Annotated in this window: 24 protein-coding genes, 1 tRNA gene, 1 pseudogene and 1 CRISPR repeat array (1 of these 27 running past the window's edge); of the genes and pseudogenes, 16 read left to right on the top strand and 10 right to left on the bottom strand. The window is 65.1% G+C overall.

All coding sequences use genetic code 11. The annotated features are described in order from the left end of the window. Nucleotides 1–701: direct repeats of the CRISPR family, unit length 36 nt; unit sequence GTCATAGCATTTCAGAAATCGCGGTCCAGCTGCAAC; it reaches 1,179 nt to the left of the window's first position. Between the two features lie 159 nt (nucleotides 702–860). From SPYCA_RS19500 to SPYCA_RS04570, 5 genes and pseudogenes are all read right to left on the bottom strand, one after another. Then, nucleotides 861–1,280 (bottom strand): annotated as a pseudogene (locus SPYCA_RS19500) (transposase); the annotation flags it as partial. A gap of 416 nt (nucleotides 1,281–1,696) precedes the next feature. Continuing rightward, nucleotides 1,697–1,773, bottom strand: a tRNA-Arg gene (locus SPYCA_RS04585). Between the two features lie 54 nt (nucleotides 1,774–1,827). Beyond that, nucleotides 1,828–4,485 carry a pyruvate, phosphate dikinase gene (gene ppdK, locus SPYCA_RS04580; protein ID WP_120219128.1) on the bottom strand — a complete coding sequence of 886 codons (2,658 nt, stop codon included), beginning with the start codon at nucleotides 4,483–4,485 and terminating at the stop codon, nucleotides 1,828–1,830. A gap of 206 nt (nucleotides 4,486–4,691) precedes the next feature. Next, the gene (gene glyS / locus SPYCA_RS04575) at nucleotides 4,692–6,968 is read right to left on the bottom strand and encodes a glycine--tRNA ligase subunit beta (RefSeq protein ID WP_120219127.1); all 2,277 of its coding nucleotides are present in this window, start codon (nucleotides 6,966–6,968) and stop codon (nucleotides 4,692–4,694) included. A gap of 148 nt (nucleotides 6,969–7,116) precedes the next feature. Beyond that, complete coding sequence (locus SPYCA_RS04570) at nucleotides 7,117–7,998, bottom strand: glycine--tRNA ligase subunit alpha (RefSeq protein WP_120222149.1); 882 nt, start codon at nucleotides 7,996–7,998, stop codon at nucleotides 7,117–7,119. Between the two features lie 247 nt (nucleotides 7,999–8,245). On the opposite strand from SPYCA_RS04570, the gene SPYCA_RS04565 reads away from it, so the two are divergent. From SPYCA_RS04565 to SPYCA_RS04545, 5 genes are all read left to right on the top strand, one after another. Then, nucleotides 8,246–9,211: a TraB/GumN family protein gene (locus SPYCA_RS04565; protein WP_120219126.1), complete on the top strand. Its 966-nt coding sequence runs from the start codon at nucleotides 8,246–8,248 to the stop codon at nucleotides 9,209–9,211. Between the two features lie 113 nt (nucleotides 9,212–9,324). After that, complete coding sequence (locus tag SPYCA_RS04560) at nucleotides 9,325–10,107, top strand: TraB/GumN family protein (protein WP_232003525.1); 783 nt, start codon at nucleotides 9,325–9,327, stop codon at nucleotides 10,105–10,107. Nucleotides 10,108–10,433: 326 nt separating this feature from the next. Beyond that, the gene (locus SPYCA_RS04555) at nucleotides 10,434–11,072 is read left to right on the top strand and encodes a 50S ribosomal protein L25/general stress protein Ctc (RefSeq protein ID WP_120219124.1); all 639 of its coding nucleotides are present in this window, start codon (nucleotides 10,434–10,436) and stop codon (nucleotides 11,070–11,072) included. Between the two features lie 146 nt (nucleotides 11,073–11,218). Beyond that, nucleotides 11,219–11,788, top strand: coding sequence for an aminoacyl-tRNA hydrolase (gene pth, locus SPYCA_RS04550; RefSeq protein WP_120219123.1), 570 nt, complete (start codon nucleotides 11,219–11,221; stop codon nucleotides 11,786–11,788). A gap of 425 nt (nucleotides 11,789–12,213) precedes the next feature. Continuing rightward, the gene (locus tag SPYCA_RS04545) at nucleotides 12,214–13,200 is read left to right on the top strand and encodes an SDR family oxidoreductase (RefSeq protein ID WP_120219122.1); all 987 of its coding nucleotides are present in this window, start codon (nucleotides 12,214–12,216) and stop codon (nucleotides 13,198–13,200) included. An 11-nt stretch (nucleotides 13,201–13,211) separates the two neighbouring features. Here the strand turns inward: SPYCA_RS04545 and SPYCA_RS04540 are convergent, their stop codons facing one another. Further along, on the bottom strand, nucleotides 13,212–13,865 hold the full coding sequence (locus SPYCA_RS04540; protein WP_120219121.1) for a CAP domain-containing protein: 654 nt from the start codon (nucleotides 13,863–13,865) through the stop codon (nucleotides 13,212–13,214). Between the two features lie 117 nt (nucleotides 13,866–13,982). Between SPYCA_RS04540 and ychF the strand changes: the two genes are divergently transcribed. From ychF to rplQ, 5 genes are all read left to right on the top strand, one after another. Then, entirely contained in the window at nucleotides 13,983–15,080 is a 1,098-nt protein-coding gene (gene ychF / locus SPYCA_RS04535) for a redox-regulated ATPase YchF (RefSeq protein ID WP_120219120.1), read from the top strand. Between the two features lie 207 nt (nucleotides 15,081–15,287). After that, entirely contained in the window at nucleotides 15,288–15,656 is a 369-nt protein-coding gene (gene rpsM, locus SPYCA_RS04530; protein ID WP_120219119.1) for a 30S ribosomal protein S13, read from the top strand. A gap of 78 nt (nucleotides 15,657–15,734) precedes the next feature. Further along, nucleotides 15,735–16,124: a 30S ribosomal protein S11 gene (rpsK, locus tag SPYCA_RS04525; protein WP_003040416.1), complete on the top strand. Its 390-nt coding sequence runs from the start codon at nucleotides 15,735–15,737 to the stop codon at nucleotides 16,122–16,124. 103 nt (nucleotides 16,125–16,227) lie between these two features. Beyond that, a complete protein-coding gene (locus tag SPYCA_RS04520; protein WP_053554921.1) occupies nucleotides 16,228–17,286 on the top strand; it encodes a DNA-directed RNA polymerase subunit alpha in 1,059 nt (352 codons plus the stop codon). A 163-nt stretch (nucleotides 17,287–17,449) separates the two neighbouring features. Continuing rightward, nucleotides 17,450–17,869 carry a 50S ribosomal protein L17 gene (rplQ, locus tag SPYCA_RS04515; protein ID WP_120219118.1) on the top strand — a complete coding sequence of 140 codons (420 nt, stop codon included), beginning with the start codon at nucleotides 17,450–17,452 and terminating at the stop codon, nucleotides 17,867–17,869. Nucleotides 17,870–18,225: 356 nt separating this feature from the next. On the opposite strand, the gene ctrA is transcribed toward rplQ, so the two are convergent. Together ctrA and SPYCA_RS04505 are read right to left on the bottom strand one after the other, a co-directional pair. Continuing rightward, a complete protein-coding gene (gene ctrA / locus SPYCA_RS04510) occupies nucleotides 18,226–18,933 on the bottom strand; it encodes a response regulator transcription factor CtrA (protein WP_011540875.1) in 708 nt (235 codons plus the stop codon). A gap of 196 nt (nucleotides 18,934–19,129) precedes the next feature. Further along, nucleotides 19,130–20,065: a LysR family transcriptional regulator gene (locus SPYCA_RS04505; RefSeq protein WP_120219117.1), complete on the bottom strand. Its 936-nt coding sequence runs from the start codon at nucleotides 20,063–20,065 to the stop codon at nucleotides 19,130–19,132. A 134-nt stretch (nucleotides 20,066–20,199) separates the two neighbouring features. On the opposite strand from SPYCA_RS04505, the gene SPYCA_RS04500 reads away from it, so the two are divergent. Beyond that, nucleotides 20,200–20,898 (top strand): pirin family protein, encoded by a 699-nt coding sequence (locus SPYCA_RS04500; RefSeq protein WP_120219116.1) that lies wholly within the window; start codon nucleotides 20,200–20,202, stop codon nucleotides 20,896–20,898. Between the two features lie 114 nt (nucleotides 20,899–21,012). Beyond that, nucleotides 21,013–21,609 carry an FMN-dependent NADH-azoreductase gene (locus SPYCA_RS04495; protein ID WP_232003524.1) on the top strand — a complete coding sequence of 199 codons (597 nt, stop codon included), beginning with the start codon at nucleotides 21,013–21,015 and terminating at the stop codon, nucleotides 21,607–21,609. Nucleotides 21,610–21,677: 68 nt separating this feature from the next. Here the strand turns inward: SPYCA_RS04495 and SPYCA_RS04490 are convergent, their stop codons facing one another. Together SPYCA_RS04490 and ald are read right to left on the bottom strand one after the other, a co-directional pair. Beyond that, nucleotides 21,678–21,911 carry a hypothetical protein gene (locus SPYCA_RS04490; protein WP_120219114.1) on the bottom strand — a complete coding sequence of 78 codons (234 nt, stop codon included), beginning with the start codon at nucleotides 21,909–21,911 and terminating at the stop codon, nucleotides 21,678–21,680. Between the two features lie 21 nt (nucleotides 21,912–21,932). Further along, on the bottom strand, nucleotides 21,933–23,048 hold the full coding sequence (ald, locus tag SPYCA_RS04485; protein WP_120219113.1) for an alanine dehydrogenase: 1,116 nt from the start codon (nucleotides 23,046–23,048) through the stop codon (nucleotides 21,933–21,935). A gap of 154 nt (nucleotides 23,049–23,202) precedes the next feature. On the opposite strand from ald, the gene SPYCA_RS04480 reads away from it, so the two are divergent. From SPYCA_RS04480 to SPYCA_RS04465, 4 genes are all read left to right on the top strand, one after another. Then, nucleotides 23,203–23,670 carry an Lrp/AsnC family transcriptional regulator gene (locus SPYCA_RS04480; protein WP_120219112.1) on the top strand — a complete coding sequence of 156 codons (468 nt, stop codon included), beginning with the start codon at nucleotides 23,203–23,205 and terminating at the stop codon, nucleotides 23,668–23,670. A gap of 100 nt (nucleotides 23,671–23,770) precedes the next feature. After that, entirely contained in the window at nucleotides 23,771–25,123 is a 1,353-nt protein-coding gene (locus SPYCA_RS04475; RefSeq protein ID WP_120219111.1) for a methyl-accepting chemotaxis protein, read from the top strand. A gap of 147 nt (nucleotides 25,124–25,270) precedes the next feature. After that, complete coding sequence (locus tag SPYCA_RS04470) at nucleotides 25,271–25,963, top strand: SDR family NAD(P)-dependent oxidoreductase (RefSeq protein ID WP_120219110.1); 693 nt, start codon at nucleotides 25,271–25,273, stop codon at nucleotides 25,961–25,963. Continuing rightward, entirely contained in the window at nucleotides 25,964–26,935 is a 972-nt protein-coding gene (locus tag SPYCA_RS04465; RefSeq protein WP_120219109.1) for a 50S ribosomal protein L11 methyltransferase, read from the top strand. The last annotated feature ends 56 nt before the right edge of the window (nucleotides 26,936–26,991 follow it).

Raw genomic sequence — 26,991 nt, 5'->3', positions numbered from 1 at the left:
TGCGGGTCATAGCATTTCAGAAATCGCGGTCCAGCTGCAACAGCTCATCGCATCGGCCGACCCGACGCTGGGTCATAGCATTTCAGAAATCGCGGTCCAGCTGCAACGCCGCTGATCCTGTGGACATTCAGGCGCAAGTCATAGCATTTCAGAAATCGCGGTCCAGCTGCAACAACGAACGGAATGATCCGGCGTTCGTTAAGGTCATAGCATTTCAGAAATCGCGGTCCAGCTGCAACGTCGAAATCGTCGAGCCAGCCGAACCGAATGTCATAGCATTTCAGAAATCGCGGTCCAGCTGCAACAGACCCGCCGCCTTGCCTCCTCGCCGCTCGGTCATAGCATTTCAGAAATCGCGGTCCAGCTGCAACCAGGCGGAACGGTGCCCTGACTGCGATGGCGTCATAGCATTTCAGAAATCGCGGTCCAGCTGCAACTTAATAGCTAGCGCCGCTGGCGTGGCAGGTGTCATAGCATTTCAGAAATCGCGGTCCAGCTGCAACGATCTCATCGACTGGAAACGCGAGCGAGCAGTCATAGCATTTCAGAAATCGCGGTCCAGCTGCAACACATTTCTAATTGCGTTACCAGTAATGTTAGTCATAGCATTTCAGAAATCGCGGTCCAGCTGCAACGAGGGGTGGGATCAGGTCAGCTGGCGCTTGGTCATAGCATTTCAGAAATCGCGGTCCAGCTGCAACTAACTGGTTCAGTGTGCTACGGCGGACTAGGTCATAGCATTCAGCGCAGGATCGCCGACGAGGTCAGTTCGGTGCCATTGTCGTTGACGACCATATGAGGCTTCCCCCGCAGGCCGATCAGCATCGTCAGTTCCCGGGCAACGGGGATGCCGGACACCCCAGGCGACGATAGCCGAACCGGCGGCGCTCGGTCGGCAGTTCGCGCAGGCGTTGCCGCAGAGCACCGTCATCCGGCCTCGTCGGCTCATATCTGATCACTCGGCGGCTCACGCCCACCAGGCTGCACGCCCGACGCTCGCTCAGCCCGTGATGGTCACGAGCATATGCGACGGCCTCCCGCTTGGCGCCGGGCGTCACCATTTTTTTGATGTCAGATCCTTCAGCACCGCATTGTCACGCATGGCCTCGGCCAGGCGCTTCTTCAGCTTCGCGTTCTTGTCCTCCAGCGCCCGAAGACGCCGCACCTCCGACACTCCACACCCCGAACTTGGCCTTATACTTGTAGAAGGTCGCCGAGCTGACCCCGTGCCGACGGCATACATCCGCCGACGGCACCCCTACCTCATGCTCCTTCAACATCGCGATGATCTGCTCTTCGCTGAACCTGCTTTGCTATATTCTATCCGACTCCTTCGCGTCGGATTCTAATCAAAACGGGTCACATTCCCGGGGATCTGTCACGTCGAACAAAAGACTCAGGGGATTCCCCCATACGACCCGATTATCCCAATGGCCCCGGCTATCGGCGTCACGGCGCCGCGTCGCGCGACGGCGCTCTCGCCCCGCGCCATTTGAAGTGGTCGAACAGCACCCCCGCGAGGGGCGCTGCCGCCATCTCGACGCAGGCTTCGACTTCCCTCGCCCCATGCGCTCGGCCCTGGCGGCGGGACTTGCTCCCGCTGCGGCACCGACGCGAAACCGGTTTGCGAGACTGCCATGTGATTGCTGACCGCAAAAGGCCTCCCGCATCGAAACGCGGAAGGCCTCGAAAAAGCTGGCGCACCCGGAGCGATTCGAACGCCCGACCCTCAGATTCGTAGTCTGATGCTCTATCCAGCTGAGCTACGGGTGCGTGGAGCGGTGCCTTTAGGGGGCCGCGCGGAGTCGCGCAAGCCCCTTTGGGCGATTATTTGCGCAGCGCCGCCTGCGCCGCCGCGAGCCGCGCGATCGGCACGCGATAGGGCGAGGCGCTGACGTAATCGAGCCCAGTTTTCTCGCAAAAAAGAATGCTCGGCGCATCGCCGCCATGTTCGCCGCAGATGCCGAGCTTGATGCCCGCGCGCGTTTTGCGGCCACGTGTCGCGGCGAGCTCGATCAACTGTCCCACGCCCTCGACGTCGAGGCTGACGAAAGGGTCGGTGACGAAAATGCCCTTGTCGACATATTGCGTCAGGAAGCGCCCGGCGTCGTCGCGGCTGATGCCGATCGTCGTCTGCGTCAGATCGTTGGTGCCGAAGCTGAAAAACTCCGCCGACTCGGCGATCTCGCCCGCCATCAGCGCGGCGCGCGGCAGTTCGATCATCGTTCCCACCAGATAGGCGATCTCACGCCCCTTTTCGGCGAACACCGCCTTCGCCTGGGCGTCGACGACCGCCTTCATCAGGTCGAACTCGCGGCGCGTGGCGACGAGCGGAATCATCACCTCGGGGATCGGCGCCGCGCCGGTTTCGGCGGCGACGTCGCACGCCGCCTCGAAAATCGCGCGTGCCTGCATCTCATATATTTCGGGATAGGTGACCCCGAGGCGACACCCGCGATGGCCGAGCATCGGATTGAACTCGTGCAGCTCGTTCGCGCGCGCTTTCAGCGCCTCGATCCCCACCCCCGCCGCGGCGGCCACATCGGCAAAATCCTCCTCGCGCGTCGGCAGAAACTCGTGGAGTGGCGGGTCGAGCAGACGGATCGTCACCGGCAGCCCCGCCATCACGCGGAAGATCGCGGCAAAGTCGCCGCGCTGTTCGGGAAGCAGCTTGGCGAGCGCGGCGCGGCGACCGTCCTCGCTGTCGGCGAGAATCATCTCGCGCACCGCGGTGATGCGCGCGGCGTCGAAGAACATATGTTCGGTGCGGCACAGCCCGATCCCCTCGGCGCCGAAGTCGCGCGCGACCTGCGCGTCCTGCGGGGTTTCGGCGTTGGTACGCACCCTCATCCGGCGCACCTTGTCGGCCCAGCCCATCAGCGTGCCGAAATCGCCGACGAGTTCGGGCATCAAGGTCGGAACCTCGCCCGCCATCACCTCGCCGGTCGAGCCGTCGAGGGTGATGATGTCGCCCTCGCGCAGTTCGCGACCCGCAACGCGGAGCACGCGCGCGGCGCCATCGATACTCAGTCCGCCCGCGCCCGAGACGCAGGGGCGCCCCATGCCGCGCGCGACAACCGCCGCGTGGCTGGTCATCCCGCCGCGTGCGGTGAGGATGCCCTTGGCCGCGTGCATTCCGTGGATGTCCTCAGGCGACGTCTCGACGCGGACGAGGATCACCGCCTCGCCCATCGCGGTGGCTTTCTCCGCGCTGTCGGCGGTGAACATGATCCTGCCCGACGCCGCGCCGGGGCTGGCGGGCAGTCCCCTGGTCAAAACGTCGCGCGGGGCCTTGGGATCCAGCGTCGGGTGAAGCAGCTGATCGAGCGCGCCCGGATCGACGCGGCCCACGGCCTCCTCCTCGCTGATCAGCCCCTCGGCCGCCATATCGACCGCAATCTTGAGCGCCGCCTTGGCGGTGCGCTTGCCCGAGCGCGTTTGCAGCATCCAAAGCGTCCCGCGCTCGACGGTGAACTCGATGTCCTGCATGTCGCGATAATGATTTTCGAGCGTGTCGAAGACGCGGCCCAATTCGGCGAAGGTTTCGGGCATCGCCTCTTCCATGCTGAGCGGCTTGGCGCCCGCCTTCTCGCGCGCTTGCCTTGTCAGATATTGCGGGGTGCGGATTCCCGCCACGACGTCTTCGCCTTGCGCATTGATCAGCCATTCGCCATACCAGGCGCGCTCACCCGTCGCGGGATCGCGGGTGAAAGCCACGCCGGTCGCCGACGTGTCGCCCATATTGCCAAACACCATCGCCTGCACATTGACCGCGGTGCCCCATTCGGCGGGGATCGAGTTCAGGCGGCGATAGACTCTCGCGCGGTCGCTTTCCCAGCTCGCGAACACCGCGCCGATCGCGCCCCACAGCTGGTCGTTCGGCTCCTGTGGAAAGGGTGCGCCGGTCTCGCGCTCGACGATCGCCTGATATTGTTTGACCAGCGCCTGCCAGTCTTCAGCCGACATTTCGGTATCGAGGAAAAATCCCTTGTCTTCCTTGGCGATTTCCAGCGCCTCCTCGAACTCGGCATGGTCGAGGCCCATGACGACGTCGGCATACATCTGGACGAAGCGGCGATAGCTGTCCCACGCGAAGCGCGGATCGCCCGAGGCTTCCGCGAGGCCGATGACGGTCCTGTCGTTGAGCCCCAGGTTGAGCACCGTGTCCATCATCCCCGGCATCGACACGCGCGCGCCCGAGCGCACCGAAACGAGCAGCGGGTCGGTGGCGTCGCCGAAACGCTTGCCGGTGATCGCCTCGATATGCGCGATGCCCGCGGCGACCTCTTGGGCCAGCCCGGCCGGATATTGTTCGCCATTGGCGTAATAGGCGGTGCAGACTTCGGTGGTGATCGTGAAGCCCGGCGGCACCGGCAGGCCGATCGAGGCCATTTCGGCGAGGTTCGACCCCTTGCCGCCCAGCAATTCCTTCGACCGCTCGGTCGTGGTGGCCGCGCCGCCGAACAAATGCACCATCTTCGTCATCTCTTGCTCCTGCTGCCCCGGGGAGGAGGTTGCGGCTGGATAGGTATGCAATCGCACTTGGTCGATTCAGTTTTGCTTCGTTCGTTATAAGCTAAGCGGCATCTCAATTCCCGTTCGCATCGAGCGCAGTCGACATACCCATCGTTCATCCTCGCCTTCCCGGTGTCTCGACTTCGCTCGACACGAACGGAAACTGACGGTTCGCTTTATCCCTCTATCTTCGAGAAATCGGCGACGCCATGCACCGCGCCGGTAAATCGCGCGAGCAAGCCGAGCCGATAGGCGCGGACCGCTTCGTCGGGATCGTTGACCATCACGCCGTCGAAAAAGGCGTCGATCGGCGCGCGGAGGCTCGCGAGCGCGGCCATCGCATCGGTGAAGCGTTCTTCTTCGACAGCGTTGCGCGCAGCCGGTTCGGCGGTGTCGAGGGCGGCAAGCAAAGCCCGATCCACATCCGTCATGCGCTCCGGCGAAAGCCGGAGCCCAGGGCGTGCATCCGCAGACGTCCGTTCTTGGCCACCCTGGGTTCCGGCTTCCGCCGGAACACTGGCTTGTTTCAAAATATTCGCCGCGCGCTTGTAGCCCGCGAGCAGGTTGGTGCCGTCGTCGGTCGCCATAAACGCCTGCAGCGCCTTCACGCGGGCGAGCAGGCGGACAAGATCATCCTCGCCCCCGAGCGCGAAAACCGCGTCGATCAGGTCGTGGCGAACGCCCGCTTCGCGTTGTTGGACCTTGAGGCGGTCGGCGAGAAAGTCCCGAACATCCAGCATGAAGACTTGCTCCATAGCTGCACCAACCGCATTTTCGATTGAGCCACCGGCGTCAGGATAACTTCGTTCGTCGCCAATGCCCTGCTCAAGGTAAAGATTGCGGGCTTTTGCAAGCCATGCGGTCAACTCGCCTCGAATATCATTTTCTATAACCAAAGAGATGTTGGCAAGCCAAGCTCGACGCAAGGCGAAGGGATCTTTTGATCCCGTTGGCTTCATATTCTTCATGAAGAAGCCAGCAATTGTATCCAACTTATCCGCCAAGCTCACCGCCACGGTCACCGGTGCGGTTGGCACATCATCGCCCTGCCCGACCGGCTTGTAATGGTCGCGGATCGCGTCGGCGACCGCATCGGGCAAGCCTTCGGCGCGGGCGTAATAGCCGCCCATCAGGCCCTGCAATTCGGGGAACTCGCCGACCATTTCGGTGACGAGGTCGGCCTTGCACAAGCGCGCGGCGAGTTCGGCCTGGTCGGCCAATTCCGCCGTCGAAATATCGCTGCACCCCGGCGAAAGCCGGGGTCCAGGGTTGCCTGGCGCTGCCGTTTGTTCCGTGCCGCCCTGGACCCCGGCTTTCGCCGGGGTGCGGTTCGTAACGATGCCTTGCTCGACCAGCCAGCGCGCCAGCTTGGCCACCCGCTCGACCTTGTCGGCAACCGTGCCCAGCTTTTCGTGAAACGTAATGCGGTCGAGCTTCTTCGCGTGATCTTCCAGTCGGGTCTTGCGGTCCTGCTCCCAGAAGAAGCGCGCGTCCGACAGCCGCGCCGCCAGCACCTTGCGGTTGCCCGCGACGATCTCCGCGCCGCCATCGACCGCATCGATGTTCGCGGTGCAGACGAAGCCGTTGGCGAGCTTGCCGTCTGCGCCGTTCACGACGAAATATTTCTGGTTCACGCGCGCGGTGAGCTGGATGACCTCGGGCGGCACCTCCAGAAATGCCTCGTCGAAGCGGCCGAGCAAGGGCACCGGCCATTCGGTCAGCCCGGCATTCTCGATCACCAGCCCCTCGTCCTCGACCAGACCCAATCCGGCGTCGGCCGCGACTTTCGCAGCGCCGTCGCGGATCATCGACTGGCGCTCTTCATGGTCGACGATGACATGGCAGGCGCGCAACTTTTCGACATAGTCCGACGCCGAGCCGATCGTGATCTCGCCGGGGCAGTGGAAGCGATGGCCGCGCGTCGCGAAACCCGCGGAAATCCCGCTAACTTCACACGGAATCAGCTCTTCGCCGAAGATCGCGACGATGCCCGACAGCGGGCGCACCCAGCGCAGGCTTTCGCTGCTGGCGCTTTCGCGGCCCCAGCGCATCGACTTGGGCCAGGCAAAGCCGCGAATGATCGCGGGGATCACCTCGGCGAGCACGTCGGCGGTCGCGCGGCCGGGCTTGTCGATGACGGCGAACCAGACGCCGTCGCGATCTTCGAGCTGGTCCTGCGTCAGCCCGGTCTTGCGGAGGAAGCCTTCGAGCGCCTGCGGCGGCGCGCTGGTGCGTGGGCCTTTCATCTCTTCGCTAACCGCAGCGGTCGCTTCGGGCAGGCCTTTCGCTATCAGCGCGAGGCGGCGCGGCGTCGACCAGATGGTGAGGTCGCCGACCTCGATGCCCGCAGCGGCCATCTGCGCGCGGAACAGCTTGTCGAGTTCGGCACGCGCGCCCGCCTGCATCCGCGCCGGGATTTCCTCGCTGCGCAGTTCGAGCAGAAAATCGGTCATTCTTGATCCTCCCCGGCACGGGGAGGGGGACCAGCGAAGCTGGTGGAGGGGCACGGGCCCGCGTCCACAGCGCTCGACACCGCGTACCCCTCCACCATGCTGCGCATGGTCCCCCTCCCCCGGTGGGGGAGGATCGCGCTTGCCGCCATCATAGCGTCCACCCCGGATAGTTTTGGGTCCAGCGTTCGGACTGGCTGTCGATCCATGCCTTGCAGCTGCCCTTCGCCAGATCGCGGACGCGCGCCATATAATTGGCGCGTTCCTGCACGCTGATCACGCCGCGCGCCTGGAGCAGGTTGAACAAATGGCTCGCCTCGATCGCCTGGTCATAGGCGGCGAGCGGCACCCCCGCCTCGATCGCGCGCTGGCATTCGGCTTCGGCGGCCCTGAAGCCCGCGAACAGGCTGTCGGTGTCGGCGACCTCGAAGTTCCATTTCGAGAATTGGCGTTCATTCTCGAGGAACACGTCGCCATAGCTCACCCCCGGCACGTCGCCGACGGGGTCGGAGAAGCGCAGGTCGTACACATTGTCGACGCCCTGGATATACATGGCGAGCCGCTCGAGCCCATAGGTCAGCTCGCCCGCGACGGGCTTGCAATCGAAACCGCCCATCTGCTGGAAATAGGTGAACTGGGTGACTTCCATCCCGTCGCACCAGACTTCCCAGCCCAGCCCCCACGCGCCGAGCGTCGGCGATTCCCAGTCGTCCTCGACGAAGCGAATGTCGTGGAGCAGCGGGTCGATGCCGATCGCGGCGAGGCTGCCCAGATATTGTTCCTGCAGGTCGGCGGGCGAGGGCTTCAGGATCACCTGATATTGGTAATAATGCTGGAGCCGGTTCGGATTCTCGCCATAGCGGCCATCCGTGGGCCGACGGCTCGGCTGGACATAGGCGACGTTCCACGGCTCGGGCCCCAGGCTGCGCAGGGTGGTCGCGGGGTGGAATGTCCCTGCGCCGACGCGCATGTCATAGGGCTGCAAAATCGCGCAGCCGCGCGCGCTCCAATAGGCGTGCAGCGTCAGGATCATATCCTGAAAGCTTAAGGGTTTCGTCTCCGCCGCGTCGGCCACAATTCCGCTCTTTCGCAGGTGCAACAAGTGCCGCCGCCCTTGGCGCAGCCGCGCGCGGGGGTCAAGGGCGGGCAAACGGGCAGTGCGCACCGCCGGCCCATGGCTTCGTTTCGGCCGCCCTTGAACTCCCCCACCCTTATGTGGTTGAAGGTCGCCGCTCCTCATCCTCTCAACCGCCATAACCGATCCACGAAAGGCCCTCCCGATGAACAGCTGGTTCAAGACGCTCGCCTCGACCTGCGCAATCATTCCCTTTGCGCAATGCGCGCTGATCCCCGGCGGCAATATGGCCTCCGCCGCCGAACCGGCGCCCGCGGCGGCTACAGCAGCACCCGCGGTCGCTGCCCCGCCCGCGACCGTCGACGCCGATCCCGCGCTATGGGTCGTCAGGGACGAGGACACGACCATCTATCTGTTCGGCACCGTCCATGTGCTGAAACCCGGCCTCAGCTGGTTCGACGAGGCGGTGAAGGATGCGTTCGACAAATCGGACCAGCTGATGCTCGAACTCGTGCTGCCCGACGACCAGGCCGAGGTGGCCAGGACGATGCTGCCGCTCGCGATCGACGCGAACGGCACGACGCTGACCTCGCGGCTCGACGCGGAGCAGCTTGCGGCCTATCAGGCGGCGATGGCGAGCGTCGGCCTGCCTCCGGCGCAGTTTGACATGTTCGAACCCTGGTTCCCCGCCATCACCCTGTCGGTCCTGCCGCTCACCAAATTGGGTTATGATCCCGAACAGGGCGCCGAAAAGCAGCTCACGCGCTTTGCCAAGGCGAGCGGCAAGCCCGTGGCGGGATTCGAGACGCTGGGCGAGCAGCTCGGCTTTTTCGATGGTCTGCCCGAACCGCAGCAAATCGCCTTCCTCAATTCGGTGGTGAAGGATCTCGACACGCTGGGGCCGACGCTCGACAAGATGGTCGTGCTGTGGGCGAAGGGCGACCCCGACGGGCTCGCCGTTGCGATGAACGAAAGCCTCGCCGCGACGCCCGAACTGGCTGAGACGCTGCTCTACGATCGCAACGCGCGCTGGGCCGACGCGCTGAAAGCCCGGATGGAACAGCCGGGAACGCTGTTCGTCGCGGTCGGCGCGGGGCATCTGGCGGGCGAAAAGAGCGTGCAGGACTATCTGAAAGAGCGCGGCCTGACGGTAACACGGGTCGATTATTGAGGCGGGCATCGGCCTCGCCCGGCCCAGGGAGGCGCAGCATCGCGGCGGCCCTTCTGCCGTTGCTGCTCGCGGCGTGCGGCCCCGCCGATCCCGGAACCAGGGCGCGGCCGGCAATGTGGCTGGCCGAGGATGCCGACACGCGCATCTATATCCTGGGGTCGATGCACGCGCTGCCGCGCGGCACCGATTGGGACGACGGCGCGGTCGGCGCCGCGATCGAAGCCGCCGACGAGCTGGTGATGGAATTGTCGCCGACCCAGCTCGACGCCGCCGCCGATACATTCCGCAGGCTGGCGCCGCGCAGCGCTCCGCTGGCAATCGACGCGCGACTGACCGGCAAGGCGCTGATGGGTTACCGCGCGCTGGAGGCGAGCGGGCGGCCGCTGAACGGCGACGGCCTGGACGATTGGGCGGTCATGGTGCTGGTCGGCCAGCGCATCGCGCAGAATGCCAAGCTGTCTCCGGAGGAAGGAGTCGAGGCGCAGCTGACCGAACGCTTCGAGACGGCGGGCAAGCCGGTCGCGGGACTGGAACGCGCACGCGAACAGCTGATGCTGTTTGAAACGCTCGATCCAGCGACGCAGCGTATGCTGCTCATTCGCGCGGCCGAAGAGGCCGATACGGCGACCCGCGACGTGCTCGCGCTGACCGCGGCATGGAGCCGCGGCGACGTCGCGGCGCTGGAGAAGGTCGTCAACGAGGACATCGACGCCGTCCCCGCGGCGCGCAAGGCGATCATCACCGATCGCAATCATCGCTGGACCAAATGGGCGGCGCGCCGGATGGAGCGGCCGGGCACGGTGCTGATGGCGGTCGGCGCGGGGCATCTGGTGGGCGAGGATGGTGTGCCCGCGTTGCTGGAAGCGCGGGGCGTGCGGGTCCGGCGGGTGCAGTAGCGGGTGTGTGGCGGCATCGGGGTGGAGAGCGGACATCTTCAATTCCGTCATCCCGGCGAAGGCCGGGATCTCGCCGGTGCAGTAAACCGATAAGGTGAGATCCCGGCCTTCGCCGGGATGACGATGGAATGAAGGTCCTATTCCGACCGCTTCCAGACATTTGCCCTCGCCAACCCATCGACGCGCGAGGCCCCAACCCGATCCTTTTCCCGCCCCTCCCCGTTCCGCTTGCTTTTCCGGCCGTTCCCCGCTAAGCGCCCCGGCTTCCGCCATGGTCATCCCTGGAGGCGCGGCGGAACTGTGTAACTGTTTCTCGGAGAAATGATATGAGCGATCAGCTGACGCTGACGGCCGAGACGCGCGAACGCGGAGGCAAGGGAGCCTCGCGTGATCTGCGTCGCAATGGCCGCGTCCCCGCCGTCGTCTATGGCGGCAAGGAAGAACCCCTGATGATCCACGTCGAGGAAAAGCTGCTGATGAAGCAGCTGATGACGGGTCACTTCATGAACTCGGTCGTGATGATCGAGGTCGGCGGCAAGACCATCCGCACCCTGCCCAAGGACGTCGCTTTCCACCCGGTCAAGGATCGCCCGATCCACGCCGACTTCCTGCGTATCGCCAAGGACGCCAAGGTCACCGTCGCGGTGCCGGTCGTGTTCCAGAACGAAGAAAAGTCGCCGGGCCTGAAGCGCGGCGGCGTACTGAATATCGTTCGTCACGAGCTGGAACTGGTCTGCGACGCGGACAAGATTCCCGACGAGATCGTGATCGACGTCACCGGTTTCGACATCGGCGATTCGATCCACATCAGCAACGTCACCCTGCCGAAGGGCGTCGAAAGCGCGATCACCGACCGCGACTTCACCATCGCCACCATCGTCGCCCCGTCGGCGCTCAAGTCGAGCGACGGCGACACGACGAAGGATGAAGGCGAAGGCGCAGCCGAAGGCGGCGACGAAGCCTGAGACCAGCACTTCGGCCCCTCCCCATCGGGGGAGGGGTTGGGGTGGGGTTCCGCGGGGCAGCGCTAGGCCGGTCGGCCCGCCCCGCTGCACCCCGGATCAAGTCCGGGGCTCGCTGCCCCTCCCCTGAAGTGGAGGGGAGAAAAAGAATGCAGCTCTGGGTCGGCCTTGGCAATCCGGGGCCCAAATATGCGATGCACCGTCACAATGTCGGCTTCATGGCCGCCGACGTCATCGCCGATTTCCACGATTTTCCGCCGCCCACGAAGAAATTTCAGGGCTGGATTCAGGACGGCCGCGTCGGCGCGGAACGCATCCTGCTGCTCAAACCCGGCACCTTCATGAACGAAAGCGGCCGCAGCGTGCGCGCGGCGCTCGATTTCTACAAGCTGATCGCCGCCGACGTCACCGTCTTTTACGACGAGCTCGACCTCGCGCCGATGAAGGTGAAGGTAAAGCGCGGCGGCGGCGCGGCGGGGCACAACGGCATCCGGTCGATGATCCAGCATATCGGCGACGATTTCCGCCGCGTTCGTATCGGCATCGGCCATCCGGGACACAAGGACCGCGTGACGGGCCATGTCCTCGGCAATTATCACAAGAGCGAGATGGAGCCGCTGATCGACCTGCTCGGCGCGATTGCCGCGGAGGCGGAATGGCTGGCGAAGGGTGATGATGTGCGGTTCCAGAGCGATCTGGCGTTGCGGTTGCAGGGATGAGTTGGGGGCGGTTGCGGGCCATTTCTTCATCGTCGCCCTGAACTTGTTTGGCGATTATCCCCTTACCATAAGGAGACCCCACTCGTCATTGCGAGGACCCCGGACTTGATCCGGGGGACGAAGCAATCTCCAGCCATCGTTCGGGTGCTACGCAAGCTGGAGATTGCTTCGCTGCGCTCGCAATGACGCCTACGTATGCGAGCGGGATAAGCGCCAACTTGTTTCAGGGTCCATGGCCCACTCGTTTCATTCGGCGCTGCGCCGGATCAGAGGTCAGGCCATGGATGCTGAAACAGCGAGGCCATCGCCGCAGCCAGCATGACGGAGTTATCGGGTTGCTTCCCACCGCAAACCACCCTCCCGACCGCCAATTTGGCACGCGCCCCCAACTGAGGCATGATGACCCTCGAAAGGAGCCGTTCGCCATGCCGCATACCCCCAATCGCCGCGAGATTCTTGCCGGGGCCGCCGCGCTGTCCGCCGCCCCGGCCCTGCTGCACGCCGCCACGCCTGCCGACAATCCCTCGCTGAAAGGTCGCACCGTGCTGATTACCGGCTGCTCGAGCGGGTTCGGGCGCGTCGGCGCACTGCACTATGCGCGCGCGGGGGCGAAGGTGATCGCGACAATGCGCAATCTGCCGCGCCCCGAAGCGGAAAGCCTGGCCGCCGAGGCCGCGAAAGAAAAGCTCGACCTCCACATCGTCGAAATCGACGTGACGAACGATGCCTCGGTCGCGAGCGGGACCGCGAAGGCGCTCGACATTGCGGGCGGGCACATCGACACGCTGGTCAACAATGCCGGGATCGGCATCACCGGACCTGTCGAGGTGCAGGATATGACGGCCACGCAGCTGATCTTCGACACCAATGTCTTTGGCATCCAGCGGATGCTCCGCGCGCTGCTGCCACAGATGCGCACGGCGAAGGGCGGACAGATATTCAACATCTCCTCGCAACTCGGCCGCGTCATCGTGCCCGGCGGCGGCCATTATTCGGCGACCAAATTCGCGGTCGAGGCCCTGTCCGAACAGCTCGCCTATGAACTGGTGCCACACGGCATCGACGTCACGGTCATCCAGCCGGGCGGTTATCCGACGAAAGTATGGGTCAACCGCAACGCTTATACGGGGGCGCTGAAAGAGCGCAGCGATCCGGCGCTGCTTGAGGCTTATGCGCCCTTCACGCGCGGCATGGGGACCGAGGACGGCAGCGGACGCAGCGCCGATCCGCTCGACGTGCCGCGCGCGATCGCCGAGATCATGGCGATGCCCGCGGGCAAGCGGCCGCTGCGCCGCGCGGTGCATCCGGGGAACAAGCCGCAGGAAGCGATCAACCGCGTGTCAGCCGAGGTCCAGCTCGCCTGGCTCGGCGGATCGGCCTTGGGGCCGCTGGTGAAGGCGGTCCACGACTGAGGCGGGGGCGGCTACGGTGTCCGTTTGGGCGGCGGGGGCGGTGATCCGTCGGCGGTCTGCGCCATGAGCGTCACGCACATCGTGCGGTGAACCGGATGGCGCCCGCAGGCGACGCCGACAAAACGGTGCGTCGGGCGGAGCAGGCTGAAACGGTGGCCGCGGTCGGGAACGCCATCGTCGATCAGCAGCTGGTCGACGACGCCTTCGGGCGTGTGATGGCCATAGGTGATGACTTCGTTGACATAGGGGCCGCCGCCGCGCGCGCGCATCCGCTCGCCGGGCCCCTGCCCCCGCGTATAATGGCCGACCGCGCCCGACCGCGACTGGACCGCGACATGATCGGCGGCGGCGCGGGCGAGCAGGTCGCTCCATTCGAGACGCGGCAAGGGCCGCTCGCGGCTGAGTTCGCGGATCGCCTCGTCGACCGCGACGACGCCCTCGCGCGTCATTATGTCGATCTCCCCCTCCTCGGCGGCGCGCAGCCGCCGCCCCTCGAACCGCGGGCGATAATCGCGCAGAAAATCGGCATAGGCGGCGGGATCGCTGCGGAAGCGGTTGAGTTCGGCGAACACCCCTGCCTCGAAGCGGTCAGGGGCGGCGAGCGCGGAAGTTGTGCCCAAGGCGAGCAGGAAGAGAATGGCGGCAATCGGGCGCGAGGGTTTCATAGGCCGGGCGATAAAGCGCCAAGTCTGAACGCAGCGCAACCGCAAAGGCTGGCGCGCATCGCGACTTGACGCTAGGGGCGCTGCGACGCCGGGGTTATCCGGCCTGATGGAGTTTTTATGGGTTTCAAATGCGGGATCGTCGGACTGCCCAACGTCGGCAAGTCCACCTTGTTCAACGCGCTCACCGAAACCGCGGCGGCGCAGGCGGCGAACTATCCCTTTTGCACGATCGAGCCGAATATCGGCAATGTCGCGGTGCCCGACGACCGGCTCGACAAGCTGGCGGCGATCGCCGGCAGCAAGAAGATCATCGCGACGCAGCTCGCCTTCGTCGACATCGCCGGCCTCGTGCGCGGCGCGTCGAAGGGTGAAGGGCTGGGCAACCAGTTCCTCGGCAATATCCGCGAGGTCGATGCGATCGTCCATGTGCTGCGCTGTTTCGAGGATGACGACATCCAGCATGTCGAAAACCGCGTCGATCCCGTCGCCGATGCCGAGACGGTCGAAACCGAATTGCTGCTCGCCGACCTCGAAAGCCTGGAAAAGCGCGTCCCCGCCTTTGCCAAGAAGGCGGCACAGGGCGACAAGGAAGCCAGGATCGCCGCGTCGGTGCTGGGCCAGGCGCTTGACCTGCTGCGCGACGGCAGGCCCGCGCGGCTGGTCGAACCCAGGGGCGACGAGGAAGCGCGCGTGCTGCGCAACGCGCAGCTTTTGACCTCGAAACCCGTGCTCTATGTCTGCAACGTCGACGAGGGCAGCGCGGCGAAGGGCAACGCCTTTTCGGACAAGGTGTTCGCCAAGGCCGCGACCGAAGGCGCGCAGGCGGTCGTCGTCTCCGCGGCGATCGAGAGCGAGCTGGTGACGATGGACATGGCCGACCGGATGGAGTTCCTGTCCGAAATGGGCCTCAGCGAGACCGGCCTCGCGCGCGTCATCCGCGCGGGTTACGAGCTGCTCCACCTCATCACCTTCTTCACCGTCGGCCCGCAGGAAGCGCGCGCGTGGACGGTGCATCAGGGCGCAACCGCGCCCGAGGCCGCGGGCGAGATCCACAGCGATTTCCAGAAGGGCTTCATCCGCGCCGAAACGATCGCCTATGACGATTATGTCGCGCTGGGCGGCGAAGCCAGGGCACGCGAGGCCGGCAAGCTGCGCGCCGAAGGCAAGGCCTATGTCGTGCAGGACGGCGATGTGATGCATTTCCTGCATAGTTGACGCGGCCCAGGCCATTCCGCCGCGCCGCCGCCGGGCGCTTCGCTTGACAATCGGTCCGACTCAGCCTAGTTGCGCTTCCATTCCGACAGGCTGACCGGACGGCGAAGCGCAGCGGCGCGTTCGTGGTCCGTTTTTTGCGTTGGAAATCAGACGCTTTGAGATGGGGCCGTTTGCCAGCGCGCCCTGTGGAGCAGGAGAAAGTTAACAATGGCACGTATCGCGGGCGTCAACCTGCCCACCAACAAGCGCGTGATCATCGCGCTCACCTATATCCATGGCATCGGCCGCAAGACCGCCGTCGACATCGCCGACAAGCTGGGCATCGACCACAGCCGCCGCGTTCAGGACCTGTCGGACGCCGAAGTCCTGCAGATCCGCGAAACGATCGACGCCGACCACACGGTCGAGGGCGATCTTCGCCGCAACACGGCGATGAACATCAAGCGCCTGATGGACCTCGCCTGCTATCGCGGCCTGCGCCATCGCAAGGGCCTTCCCGTTCGCGGCCAGCGCACGCACACCAATGCGCGCACCCGCAAGGGCAAGGCCAAGCCGATCGCCGGCAAGAAAAAGTAAGTCGGTTTTTCCGCGTCGGCGGCCGCCCATCGCGGCTGCGCCCCGGCCCGCTTTACGGATTTAGGTTAGGATTTCATCATGGCTCGTGAACCGCAGCGCCTTCGTCGGCGCGAACGCAAGAATATCTCGTCGGGTGTGGCCCACGTCAACGCGACCTTCAACAACACGATGATCACCATCACCGACGCGCAGGGCAATGCGATTGCCTGGTCGAGCGCCGGCATGATGGGTTTCAAGGGCAGCCGCAAATCGACCCCCTATGCGGCGCAGGTCTGCGCCGAAGACGCGGGCAAGAAGGCCGCCGAACATGGCGTCCGCACGCTGGAAGTCGAAGTCAAGGGCCCCGGCGCCGGTCGCGAATCGGCGCTGCGCGCGTTGCAGGCCGTGGGTTTCCACATCACGTCGATCCGCGACGTGACCCCGATCCCGCACAATGGCGTCCGCCCGGCCAAGCGCCGCCGCGTCTGACGTCCTTTCGGGCGCGCCCCGGAACGGGGCGCCGCCCGCATAAAACTCCTCGCTGGACCGATGGCCGACCCCCATCCGTCCCGCCACTAGCAAAGGGAAATCCATGACTGTCAACATCCGGAACTGGCAGGAATTGAAGAAGCCCAGCAACCTGGAAATCAAGGCCGGCGGCGACGGCAAGCGCAAGGCGACCTTCGTTGCCGAGCCGCTTGAACGCGGTTTCGGTCTGACGCTGGGCAACGCGCTGCGCCGCGTGCTGCTCTCGTCGCTCCAGGGCGCGGCGATCACCTCGATCAAGATCGAAAATGTGCTGCACGAGTTTTCGAGCCTCGCCGGCGTGCGTGAAGACGTCACCGACATCGTGCTCAACGTCAAGCAGATCGCGCTCAAGATGGAGGGCGAAGGGCCGAAGCGGCTCCAGCTTTCGGCGACCGGCCCGGCGACCGTCAAGGCGGGCGACATCATGGTGTCGGGCGACATCAAGGTGATGAACCCGAACCATGTCATCTGCCACCTCGACGAGGGCGCGACGCTGAACATGGAACTCGTCGCCGACACCGGCAAGGGCTATGTCCCCGCGACCGCCAACCGTCCGGCCGACGCGCCGATCGGGCTGATCCCGGTCGACTCGCTCTATTCGCCGGTGCGCCAGGTCGCCTACAAGGTCGACAATGCCCGCATCGGGCAGGAACTGGACTATGACAAGCTGAACCTGACCGTCGAAACCGACGGCACGGTGACGCCCGAAGATGCCGTCGCTTACGCCGCGCGCATCCTTCAGGACCAGCTCCAGGTCTTCGTCCACTTCGAGGAAGCGATGAACGACAGCGGCCTCATCGGCATGGCGGCCCCCTCGGCCGCCAGCGACGAGTCCGACGTCAATCAGCTCAACCGCTTCCTCCTGAAGAAGGTCGACGAGCTCGAACTGTCGGTCCGTTCGGCCAACTGCCTGAAGAACGACAATATCATCTATATCGGTGACCTGGTTCAGAAGACCGAAGCCGAAATGCTCCGCACGCCGAACTTCGGCCGCAAGTCCCTGAACGAAATCAAGGAAGTGCTGTCGTCGATGGGCCTGCGCCTCGGCATGGACATCCCCGGCTGGCCGCCCGAAAATATCGAGGAAATGGCCAAGAAGCTGGAGCAGGAACTGCTGGGGTAAAGATAGCCGTCGCCCCAGCGAAAGCTGGGGCCGCTATCGTGGTGACACACCGCGAGCGATCCCAGCTTTCGCTGGGATGACGATTTCGGGAATGGGTCGGCCCTTTAATCGACCTGGCTTGGGGTACCTCACACGGCCCCTTTGACAAACGAAGGAAGAAATCATGCGTCATAAATCGGGTGGCCGGAAGCTGCAGCGCACGAGCGCACACCGCACGGCCCTGTTCCGCAACATGTCGGCCGCGCTCATCAAGCATGAGCAGATCACCACGACGCTCGCCAAGGCGAAGGAACTGCGTCCCTATGTCGAAAAGCTGGTCACGCTGGCGAAGCGCGGGGGCCTCGCCAACCGCCGCCTCGCGATGAGCCGCCTGATGGACGAAGCACAGCTTGCCAAGCTGTTCGACGTGCTCGCCGAACGCTACAAGGACCGTAACGGCGGCTATACCCGCGTCATCAAGGCCGGCATCCGCGCATCGGACGCCGCGCCGATCGCGATCATCGAATTCGTCGACCGCGACGTCGATGCCAAGGGCCAGGATTCGGGCCCGGTGATGACCGACGAGGAACTGGAAGACGCATAAACCGCGCTTTCGGACATACGGAATCAAGGGCGGCGTCCGGTTGGACAGCCGCCCTTTTTCTTTGGCGGGGCGGCGGTTTGGGGTGAAAAGCGGGCGTTGCCGATCCTCCCCGGCACGGGGAGGGGGACCATGCGACGCATGGTGGAGGGGCACGGGCAGTCGGAATGCCGCGCTCGACCTCCTGTGCCCCTCCACCACCCTTCGGGTGGTCCCCCTCCCCCGTTGGAGGAGGATCGCTTCAGGCCGCCACCGGTCGCCTGCTCACTTCATCCCCCCGCGCATCCTCAAAAAAGGAAAACCGGCGCGGATCGCTCCGCGCCGGCTTCCCTCGGTTAACTTGTGCGCGATGCGCGGCGTCAGGCGACGCGGCGCACCTCATTGCCTTCGTCGTCGATGTCGCGAAGGACATAACCGCGGCCCCAGACCGTCTCGATATAATTGTCGCCGCCGCAGGCGAGCGCGAGCTTCTTGCGTAGCTTGCAGATGAAGACGTCGATGATCTTCAGTTCAGGCTCGTCCATCCCGCCATAGAGGTGGTTCAGGAACATTTCCTTGGTGAGCGTCGTGCCCTTGCGCAGGCTCAGCAGTTCGAGCATCTGATATTCCTTGCCGGTCAGATGCACGCGGATGCTGTCGACCTCGACCGTCTTGGTGTCGAGATTGACCGCGAGCTTGCCCGTCTTGATGACGCTCTGGCTGTGCCCCTTCGACCGGCGGACGACCGCGTGGATGCGGGCGACCAGCTCGTCGCGGTGGAAGGGCTTGGTGACATAATCGTCGGCGCCGAAGCCGAACGAGCGCACCTTGCTGTCCATTTCCGAAATGCCCGACAGGATCAGCACCGGCGTCTGCACCTTGGCGGTGCGGAGCTTCTTGAGCACGTCATAGCCGTGCATGTCGGGCAGGTTCAGGTCGAGCAGGATGATGTCGTAATCATAGAGCTTACCCAGATCGAGGCCCTCTTCGCCCAGATCGGTGGTGTAGACGTTGAAGCCCTCGGTCGTGAGCATCGTATCGATCGCTTTCGCGGTCGTCGGCTCGTCCTCGATCAGCAGTACGCGCATTGGGCACCCCTTGACTGTTTCCCACGATGATCCCGCGAACCGATCGCATGACCATCAAGGATGTCACCGACCAACCCCCGTTGCAGGACTGCCGGAACATTAACCATGAAAGCAATGAAGGGAAAAGGTTAATTTTGGTTTAACCCGCAGGAATCCACGAGTCGCGCCTTATTTGCAACAGTCGGAGACCGCGCTTTCACCCCTTGGGGAGCATCGCATAACGATCGTTGGCGCCGCTGCAGGAGCGTTTGAGCGTGTCGACGAGATGGTCCGAAAAGGCGCGGACGCGCGCCGGACGCAGCCGCGAAGGGGGCGAAAGAAGGTGGAGATGTGATTGCGGCAGCGACCAGTCGGTGAGGATCGGCACCACAGTCCCCGCGGCGAGCTCGTCGGCCGCGATAAAGTCGGGCAGGACCGCAATGCCGCCGCCCGCAACGATCATCGGCACCATGACATCACCATTGTTCGCGAACAGCGGCCCGGTCGGCAGCACCGTCGCCTCTTCGCCCTTGCGCGAGAAATGGAGCGGCATCGCGCGCTGGCGGTGGCCATAGCCGATAAGACGATGGCGCGCGAGGTCGAGCGGGTGCCGGGGCGTGCCATGTTTTTCGAGATAGGCGGGGCTGGCGATCAGCGACGCCGCGACCGGCGCGATCGTGCGGGCGAGCAGGCTGGAATCGGCGAGCGGCGCGATGCGCAGCGTGAGGTCGATGCCCTCGGCGATCGGGTCGTTGCGCGCGTCGCTGAGCAAAAGTTCGATCTCGACCGCGGGATGCTGCTCAAGAAAGGCCGCGAGCACGGGGCCGAGCACCTTGATCCCGAAGCTCATCGGCGCTGCAAGGCGGATCGGGCCGGCGAGGTCGAGCCGGTCGCCGCGCGCCGCTTCGGTCGCCGCGGTCGCCGCGGCAACCATCGCGCGTGCCTCCTCGAGCAGCCCCGCCCCCGCGGTCGATACCGCAACGACGCGCGAGCTGCGGTGGAGCAAGGTGATACCGAGCGACGCCTCGAGGCGCGTCACCGCTTTCGACACGCTCGCTTTCGACAGGCCGAGCGCGGCGGCGGCGGCGGTAAAGCTGCCGCCGTCGGCGACGGCGACGAAACAGGCCCAGCCTTCATAATCGGGAAGCGCCATACCATAGCTCCAAAATGGAAACGATGATTTTCCATCTATGCTATTTTAGAAACAATCCCAATCCTTATTTTGTCCTCAACAGATGAACGCCGCCGGGCACCCCGGCCCAGCGGCGGCAGAGAAAGGACAAGGCCATGATCGACATTCGCAAATTCGACACGCTGGGCCACGCCGACCATGGCTGGCTCGACGCCCGCCACCATTTTTCCTTCGCGAACTATCACGATCCCGACCGCATGGGCTGGGGCGCGCTGCGCGTGTGGAACGACGACCGGATCGCGGCGCAGTCGGGCTTTCCCCCGCACCCGCACCGCGACATGGAAATCATCACCTATGTCCGCACGGGCGCGATCAGCCATCGCGACTCCATGGGCAACGTCGGCCGCACCGCCGCGGGTGACGTGCAGGTGATGAGCGCCGGCACCGGTGTCACGCACAGCGAGTTCAACCTGGAAGATGAGGAAACGACGCTGTTCCAGATCTGGATCATCCCCGATCAGGCGGGCGGCAATCCCGGCTGGGGGGCGCGGCAGTTTCCCAAGAATGATCGTTCGGGCCGGTTCGTGACGCTGGCCAGCGGGATCGACGGCGACGGCGATGCGCTGCCGATCCGCGCCAATGCCCGCGTCGCCGCGGCGACGGTGAACGCCGGGGAAAGCGTCTCCTATGACCTCGAAGCCGGGCGTCATGCCTATCTGGTCGCCGCCAGGGGACGTATCCGCGTCAACGGCCACGACGCCGATCCCCGCGACGGCATCGCGCTGCGCGATGTCGGGCGGATCGAGGTCGAGGCGATCGACGACGCCGAACTGGTCCTTGTCGACAGCCTGTAACGAAGCCCCGCCTCGGCCGCCGACGTCCCTCCCCGACGGCGGCCTACCCGGTGCCGCGAGTTGCCCCCGGCTCGCGGCACCCCCTCTCCCCGCTTGAACCCAAGGAGTAATATGATGTCCAATATCCTTCGTATCGATGCCAGCGCCCGCACCAGCGGATCGACCACGCGCCAGCTCACCGACCAGCTCGTCGCACGCCTCGTCGAACAGGGCTATGGCGCGGCGGTCACCACCCGCGACCTGGCGCTGGCCCCGCCCGCGCTGCTCACCGAAAGCTGGGTCGGCGCCAATTTCACCGACGAGACCGAGCGCAGCGACGAGCAGAAGGCCGCGCTCGCGAGCTCCGACGAGCTGATCGCCGAACTGGAAGCGGCGGACACCATCGTCATCGGCGTGCCCGTCTATAATTTCGCGATCCCCGCGTCGCTCAAGGCCTGGGTCGACCTGATCGCCCGCGCCCGCCGCACCTTCCGCTACACCGAGAACGGTCCCGAAGGGCTGCTGAAGGGAAAGAAGGCCTGGCTGGTCGTCGCGTCGGGCGGCGTGCCCGTTGGCAGCGACCATGATTTCGCCACCGGATACCTCCGCCACGTCCTCGGCTTCGTCGGCATCACCGATGTCACGATCATCGCCGCCGACCAGCAGATGATGGACGGCGAGGCGATCGCGCGCGCGACCTCGGCGATCGAGGCGCTGCAACAGGCCGCCTGATTGGCGACATTGACGAAAAAGGGCGGCCGCGATGGCCGCCCTTTTTTGTTCGCCGGAGTCCGGCGGGTTTATTTGAGCTTGTCGCGATTAACGTAAAGCAGCGCGGCGATCACCGCCGCCGATCCGATGCCCAGCCCCGCGGCGGCGGCGGTTTTCCAGCCGCGTTTCGCCTTGGTCGCGTCCTGGTCCGCGGCTTCGGCTGCTTCGGCCGCCTCGCGCTGCTGCCGCAACTCGCGCGCGGCGCGCAGCACTTCATTTTCTTCTTGTTCGTCGTCGTTGGGCGGCGGGGCTTGGTCGGTCATCTTGCTCTATGGTCCTTGTCGTCAGGCGAGTGCCTGTTCGACAGGCACATAATCGGTTCCGATCGCTGCCGCTACGGCTTCGAACGTCACCTTACCATTCCAAACGTTCAAACCCTGCGCAAGATGCACGTCGCGTTTCAAAGCTTCCTTCCAGCCGAGATCGGCGATGCGCAGCGCGTGCGGCAAAGTGACATTGTTCAGCGCATAGGTGCTGGTGCGCGCGACCGCGCCCGGCATGTTGGCCACCGCATAATGGACGATGCCGTCGATCACATAGGTTGGATCGGCGTGCGTGGTCGCATGGCTGGTTTCAAAACATCCGCCCTGGTCGATCGCAACGTCGACGAGCACCGAGCCGGGCCGCATCGTCCCGAGCATCTCGCGCGTCACCAGCTTGGGCGCTTCGGCGCCGGGGATCAGCACCGCGCCGATCACCAGGTCGGCTTCGGCGACGCATTCCGCCAGGTTGGCGCGGTTCGAGAAGCGCGTCTTGGCGCGTGCCTCGAAAAAGGTGCCGACGCGTTCGAGCACTTCGGGATCGCGGTCGAGGATGGTGACGTCGGCGCCGAGCCCCGCCGCCATTTGCGCCGCGTTGAAGCCGACGACGCCGCCCCCGATCACGCACACCTTGCCCGGCGCGACGCCGGGGACGCCGCCGAGCAACACCCCGCGACCGCCATGCGCCTTTTCGAGCGCGGTGGCGCCCGCCTGGATCGACATGCGCCCCGCGACCTGGCTCATCGGCTTCAAGAGCGGCAACCCGCCGTGCGGGCTGGTGACCGTTTCATAGGCGATGCACACCGCGCCCGATTTCATCAGGTCGCGCGTCTGGTCGGGGTCGGGGGCGAGGTGGAGATAGGTGTAGAGGATCTGCCCCTCGCGCAGCATCGCGCGCTCGCCTGGCTGCGGCTCCTTGACTTTCACGACCATGTCGGCGGCCGCAAAAATCTCTTCCGCCGTCGGGACGATCTCGGCGCCCGCTTCGACATAAAAGCGGTCGTGCGCACCGATGCCTTCGCCCGCGCCGGTCTGCACCAGGACGCGGTGGCCGTGGACGACGAGCTCGCGCGCGCTTTCGGGGGTCAGCCCGACGCGATATTCGTGATTCTTGATTTCCTTCGGGGTGCCGATGATCATCTTCGCTCTCCACTGTCCTTGGCCATGGCGCCCGGTCGGCGCGCGGTGCCTTCGGAAAAGAATAGCAGCAAAGCCCCGCGAGGTGCTTGCATATGATCCTTTGATTCGACACATATGTGCAAGTTTTTTGCGCAACATCGGGATTTTCTGCACAATGATTGATCGGATCGATGCAAAGCTGCTTCATCTGCTCCAGCGCAAGGGACCGAAACCTGCCGCCGAACTCGGCGAGATCGTCGGGCTGTCGCCGTCGGCGTGCCACCGCCGCATCCGCGCGCTCGAGGCGGCGGGAATCATTACCGGCTATGCCGCGCGGCTGTCGCCCGAACGCATCGGGCTGGGACTGGACGTCTTCGTCGACATCAGCCTGACCTCGCAGAGCGAGGAAGCGCTGACGGCGTTCGAGAGCGCGGTCAAAAGTTTCGACGAGATATTGGAATGCCAGCTCTTGTCGGGCGCCTCCGATTATCGGCTGCGCGTCGCGGCGCGCAGCGTCGCCGATTTCGACCGGCTGCACCGCCATTGCCTGTCGCGCCTGCCGGGCGTGGCGGCGATGCACAGCGCCTTTGCGTTGCGCACGATCAAGGCGTTCGAGGGCTATCCGGTCTCCGCCGCGGGTTAACGATCGATTTACCAGTCTTGCCGCATATCCCGTTCACCAGTTTCGTGGGACGCACACGGGCGAAGACCCGCGCGGCTTTGGATCGACCAGGGATGGGATCATGGTGAAGGACAGTCCGATTCACAAACAGCAGATCGAGCCGATTTTGATGTCGGAGCGCTTTCCTTATTATGATCTCGACGGCCGGCTGGCCGCAGACGCGGCCGAAATCCATGCCATCGTCGGCGGCCGCGAGGAAGCCGTCGCGCGGGCCTATTGGGATGCGTTCAATGCGCTGCCGAACATGGATCGCCGTGTCGAAGGCGAGCTTTACGACCGCTATGTCCGCGGTAGCGCCCGCCACGCCTCGGTCAAATATGCCGACGCGGCCGGACAGGAAGCCGCGACGATCGCCTGTCAGAATACGCATATGGCGCGGCGCGTCAAAATGCCGCTTGCCTCGGTCATGTCGTGCATCGCCGAAAGCCAGCGACTGACAATCGAATATGTCGTCGAGGCCTGTATCGGCGACGCCGAACGGCTGGCACGGCTGACAAGCGCCATCAACCGCCTTGCGCTGCTCGAGTTCGACATCATGCAGCGATACGCCAGCAAGCTTGATCGCGCCGTGATTTCCGGCGAACGACAGACGCTCGCGCGCGACTTTGACCGCTCGATCGCCTCTCTGGTGCAGGATACGGAAGGCGTGCGCGAGCAGCTCGCCAGGCAGGCGGCTTCGGCCGACCAGGCGGCGAAGGGCATGATCGCCAAGACGAGCGAGGTCGCCGCAGCGTCCGAACAGTCGGCGATGGCGATGCGCGAAGCGGCATCGACCGCCGCGGGGCTGATCCGCGCGATCGAGGATGCACGCAGCGAAGTCGAAGCCTCGGCCAGTGTCGCGACGCGCGCGTCGGAACAGGCGGGCGAAGCGGTCGCCATGTCCGAGGCGCTGTCGCACCACGCCGAATCGATCGAGTCGATCCTGGGACTGATCCGCGAGATTGCCGGGCAGACCAACCTGCTCGCGCTCAACGCCACTATCGAAGCCGCGCGCGCGGGTGAATCGGGCCGTGGCTTTGCCGTCGTCGCGCAGGAGGTGAAAAGCCTCGCCAACGAAACCGCGCGCGCGACCGACGATATCGCGGGCAAGATCGCCGCGATCCAGCAGGCGACGCGCGGGTCGGTAAGCGCGAACCAGTCGATCCAGCAGACGATCGTTGAAGTCCAACGCTCGGCGCAACGCATCCGCGAGGCGATGGACGCGCAGGCGCAGACGGTGACTTCGATCACCGCCGCAGTCGACGAAACCGCGCTGGCCGCCGACAGCATGTCGTCGACGATCGCCAGCATCCGCAACGATTCGGGCATGGTCGCGAGCGAGATCAGTGTGCTGAGTCAGGAGTTCGCCAAGATGGGTGGACGGTTGCAACAGCTCGAACAGGCGGCCAGCGAGTTCAGCCGCCGGGTGGCGTAAGTTCACTTATTTCATCGTCATCCCGGCGAAGGCCGGGATCTCGCCGGTGCGTCATTCCGATAGGGTGAGATCCCGGCCTTCGCCGGGATGACGAGTTTGGGGATGCGCCCGCTTGGCAAGCCCAGCCCCGCTGCCTAAAGCCGCATCATGCCAACCCACATCCTGATCACCGGCGCGAGCCGCGGCATTGGCGCGGCGATCGCCAAAGCGCTGAGCACCGACGCAACGAAGGTGGTCGCGCTGTCGAGCGCCGACGGCGACCTGGCCGACCCTGCGGCCCCCGACCGGTTGTGGCAGACGAGCCTCGACCGGCTGGGCGGGCGCATCGACATACTCGTCAACAACGCCGGGGTGTTCGAGGCGAACCCCATTGACGCGGCCGACGCCGACTGGCTCGCGAACTGGAACCGCACGATGCAGGTCAACCTCACCGCCAGCGCGCAGCTCTGCCGCTGCGCGGTGCTGCACTGGCAGGCGCGCCAGTCGGGCGGACGCATCGTCAATATCGCGAGCCGGGCGGCGTATCGCGGCGACAGCCCCGCGCACTGGCACTATGCCGCATCGAAAGCGGGAATGGTTGCGATGACCAAGACGATCGCACGCGCCTATGCCAGGGAGGGCATCCTTGCCTTTGCGATCTGCCCCGGCTTCACGATGACGGGCATGGCCGACGACTATCTGGAAAGCCGCGGCGGCGACAAATTGCTCGCCGACATTCCGCTGGGACGCGTCGCGGCGCCCGATGAAGTGGCCGAAACGGCGCGCTGGTGCGCGATGGAGGCACCCGCGTCGATGACCGGCGCGGTGCTCGACATCAATGGCGCGAGCTATGTGCGCTGAATGAACTGGATCGCTTCCCTCCCCTGCACCCGCGCCGAGGCCGAAGCGCTGTCGGGCGAGATACCGGCACTCGATGCGCTGACCCAGCCTCCGGTGGTGGTTACGCGCGAGATCGACGAGGATTCGGGGCGGTGGCAGCTCGACGTCTATCTGGACAACAAGCCCGACGCGGCGCTGCTGGACCTCCTCCGCTCGCTCGTTCCAAGCGCCAGGGACGATATGCCGATCGTCGAGCCATTGCCCGAAGCGGATTGGGTCAAGATATCGCAGCAGGGCCTCGAGCCCGTCCGCGCGGGCCGCTTCTTTGTCCATACCAGCAGTTTTGCCGACCGCATACCGCCTGGCACGACCCCCTTTCTGATCGACGCGAGCCAGGCGTTCGGCACCGGTGGGCACGATACGACGGCGGGCTGCCTTGCGATGCTCGACCGGCTGGCGCGGCAGGGCGCAAGCCCGCGCAACATCGCCGATATCGGGACCGGCACCGGGCTGCTCGCCTTTGCCGCCATGTCGCTCTGGCCGCGCGCGCGCACGATCGCGTCGGACATCGACCCCGCAAGCATCTTTGTCACCCGCGACAATGCCGCGATCAACGGCGTGCCACTGGGCCGCGGCGGCGGACGGCTCGCGCTCGCGGTCGCACCGGGGACCGACCATCCGGCGATCCGTCACCGCGTGCCCTATGACCTTGTTGTCGCGAACATTCTTGCCGGGCCGCTGATCACGCTTGCCCCCGATATCGCAGCCGCGACCGCGCCGGGCGGCCATGCGATCCTCGCGGGACTGATCGCGCGCCAGATGGATCCCGTGCTCGCTGCCTATCGCGCGCAGGGCTTTCGCCTCGCTGCGCGCGGCGGCAGCGCCGAATGGCCGTGCCTGCTGCTCGTCAAGCGTCGCCGCTATGGCTGGCGGCGCAAAGAACGCGCGCTGCACCGCGCCAGCCCGTCGGACGCGAGTTTCGGGAGCTGGTAGCCAAATAGTTGAATTTTACCGGTGGCTTGCTAGCTTTTGGCACGTCATCGGGAGAA

Source organism: Sphingopyxis sp. FD7 (assembly GCF_003609835.1).
Lineage (GTDB): Bacteria > Pseudomonadota > Alphaproteobacteria > Sphingomonadales > Sphingomonadaceae > Sphingopyxis.
Note: the sequence above shows the minus strand (reverse complement) of the source record. Positions and strands in the feature narration are given on the sequence as shown.

Coding starts and splice junctions, on each gene's coding strand:
- glyS (WP_120219127.1), bottom strand. CDS start 6,968: ATGACCGATTTTCTGCTCGAACTGCGCAGCGAGGAAATCCCGGCGCGG.
- SPYCA_RS04545 (WP_120219122.1), top strand. CDS start 12,214: ATGCCGCATACCCCCAATCGCCGCGAGATTCTTGCCGGGGCCGCCGCG.
- ald (WP_120219113.1), bottom strand. CDS start 23,048: ATGATCATCGGCACCCCGAAGGAAATCAAGAATCACGAATATCGCGTC.
- SPYCA_RS04560 (WP_232003525.1), top strand. CDS start 9,325: ATGTGGCTGGCCGAGGATGCCGACACGCGCATCTATATCCTGGGGTCG.
- ppdK (WP_120219128.1), bottom strand. CDS start 4,485: ATGACGAAGATGGTGCATTTGTTCGGCGGCGCGGCCACCACGACCGAG.
- SPYCA_RS04475 (WP_120219111.1), top strand. CDS start 23,771: ATGGTGAAGGACAGTCCGATTCACAAACAGCAGATCGAGCCGATTTTG.
- SPYCA_RS04480 (WP_120219112.1), top strand. CDS start 23,203: ATGATTGATCGGATCGATGCAAAGCTGCTTCATCTGCTCCAGCGCAAG.
- rplQ (WP_120219118.1), top strand. CDS start 17,450: ATGCGTCATAAATCGGGTGGCCGGAAGCTGCAGCGCACGAGCGCACAC.
- SPYCA_RS04555 (WP_120219124.1), top strand. CDS start 10,434: ATGAGCGATCAGCTGACGCTGACGGCCGAGACGCGCGAACGCGGAGGC.
- ctrA (WP_011540875.1), bottom strand. CDS start 18,933: ATGCGCGTACTGCTGATCGAGGACGAGCCGACGACCGCGAAAGCGATC.
- SPYCA_RS04465 (WP_120219109.1), top strand. CDS start 25,964: ATGAACTGGATCGCTTCCCTCCCCTGCACCCGCGCCGAGGCCGAAGCG.
- rpsK (WP_003040416.1), top strand. CDS start 15,735: ATGGCTCGTGAACCGCAGCGCCTTCGTCGGCGCGAACGCAAGAATATC.
- SPYCA_RS04540 (WP_120219121.1), bottom strand. CDS start 13,865: ATGAAACCCTCGCGCCCGATTGCCGCCATTCTCTTCCTGCTCGCCTTG.
- pth (WP_120219123.1), top strand. CDS start 11,219: ATGCAGCTCTGGGTCGGCCTTGGCAATCCGGGGCCCAAATATGCGATG.
- SPYCA_RS04505 (WP_120219117.1), bottom strand. CDS start 20,065: ATGGCGCTTCCCGATTATGAAGGCTGGGCCTGTTTCGTCGCCGTCGCC.
- SPYCA_RS04495 (WP_232003524.1), top strand. CDS start 21,013: ATGTCCAATATCCTTCGTATCGATGCCAGCGCCCGCACCAGCGGATCG.
- ychF (WP_120219120.1), top strand. CDS start 13,983: ATGGGTTTCAAATGCGGGATCGTCGGACTGCCCAACGTCGGCAAGTCC.
- SPYCA_RS04565 (WP_120219126.1), top strand. CDS start 8,246: ATGAACAGCTGGTTCAAGACGCTCGCCTCGACCTGCGCAATCATTCCC.
- SPYCA_RS04470 (WP_120219110.1), top strand. CDS start 25,271: ATGCCAACCCACATCCTGATCACCGGCGCGAGCCGCGGCATTGGCGCG.
- SPYCA_RS04500 (WP_120219116.1), top strand. CDS start 20,200: ATGATCGACATTCGCAAATTCGACACGCTGGGCCACGCCGACCATGGC.
- rpsM (WP_120219119.1), top strand. CDS start 15,288: ATGGCACGTATCGCGGGCGTCAACCTGCCCACCAACAAGCGCGTGATC.
- SPYCA_RS04570 (WP_120222149.1), bottom strand. CDS start 7,998: ATGATCCTGACGCTGCACGCCTATTGGAGCGCGCGCGGCTGCGCGATT.
- SPYCA_RS04520 (WP_053554921.1), top strand. CDS start 16,228: ATGACTGTCAACATCCGGAACTGGCAGGAATTGAAGAAGCCCAGCAAC.
- SPYCA_RS04490 (WP_120219114.1), bottom strand. CDS start 21,911: ATGACCGACCAAGCCCCGCCGCCCAACGACGACGAACAAGAAGAAAAT.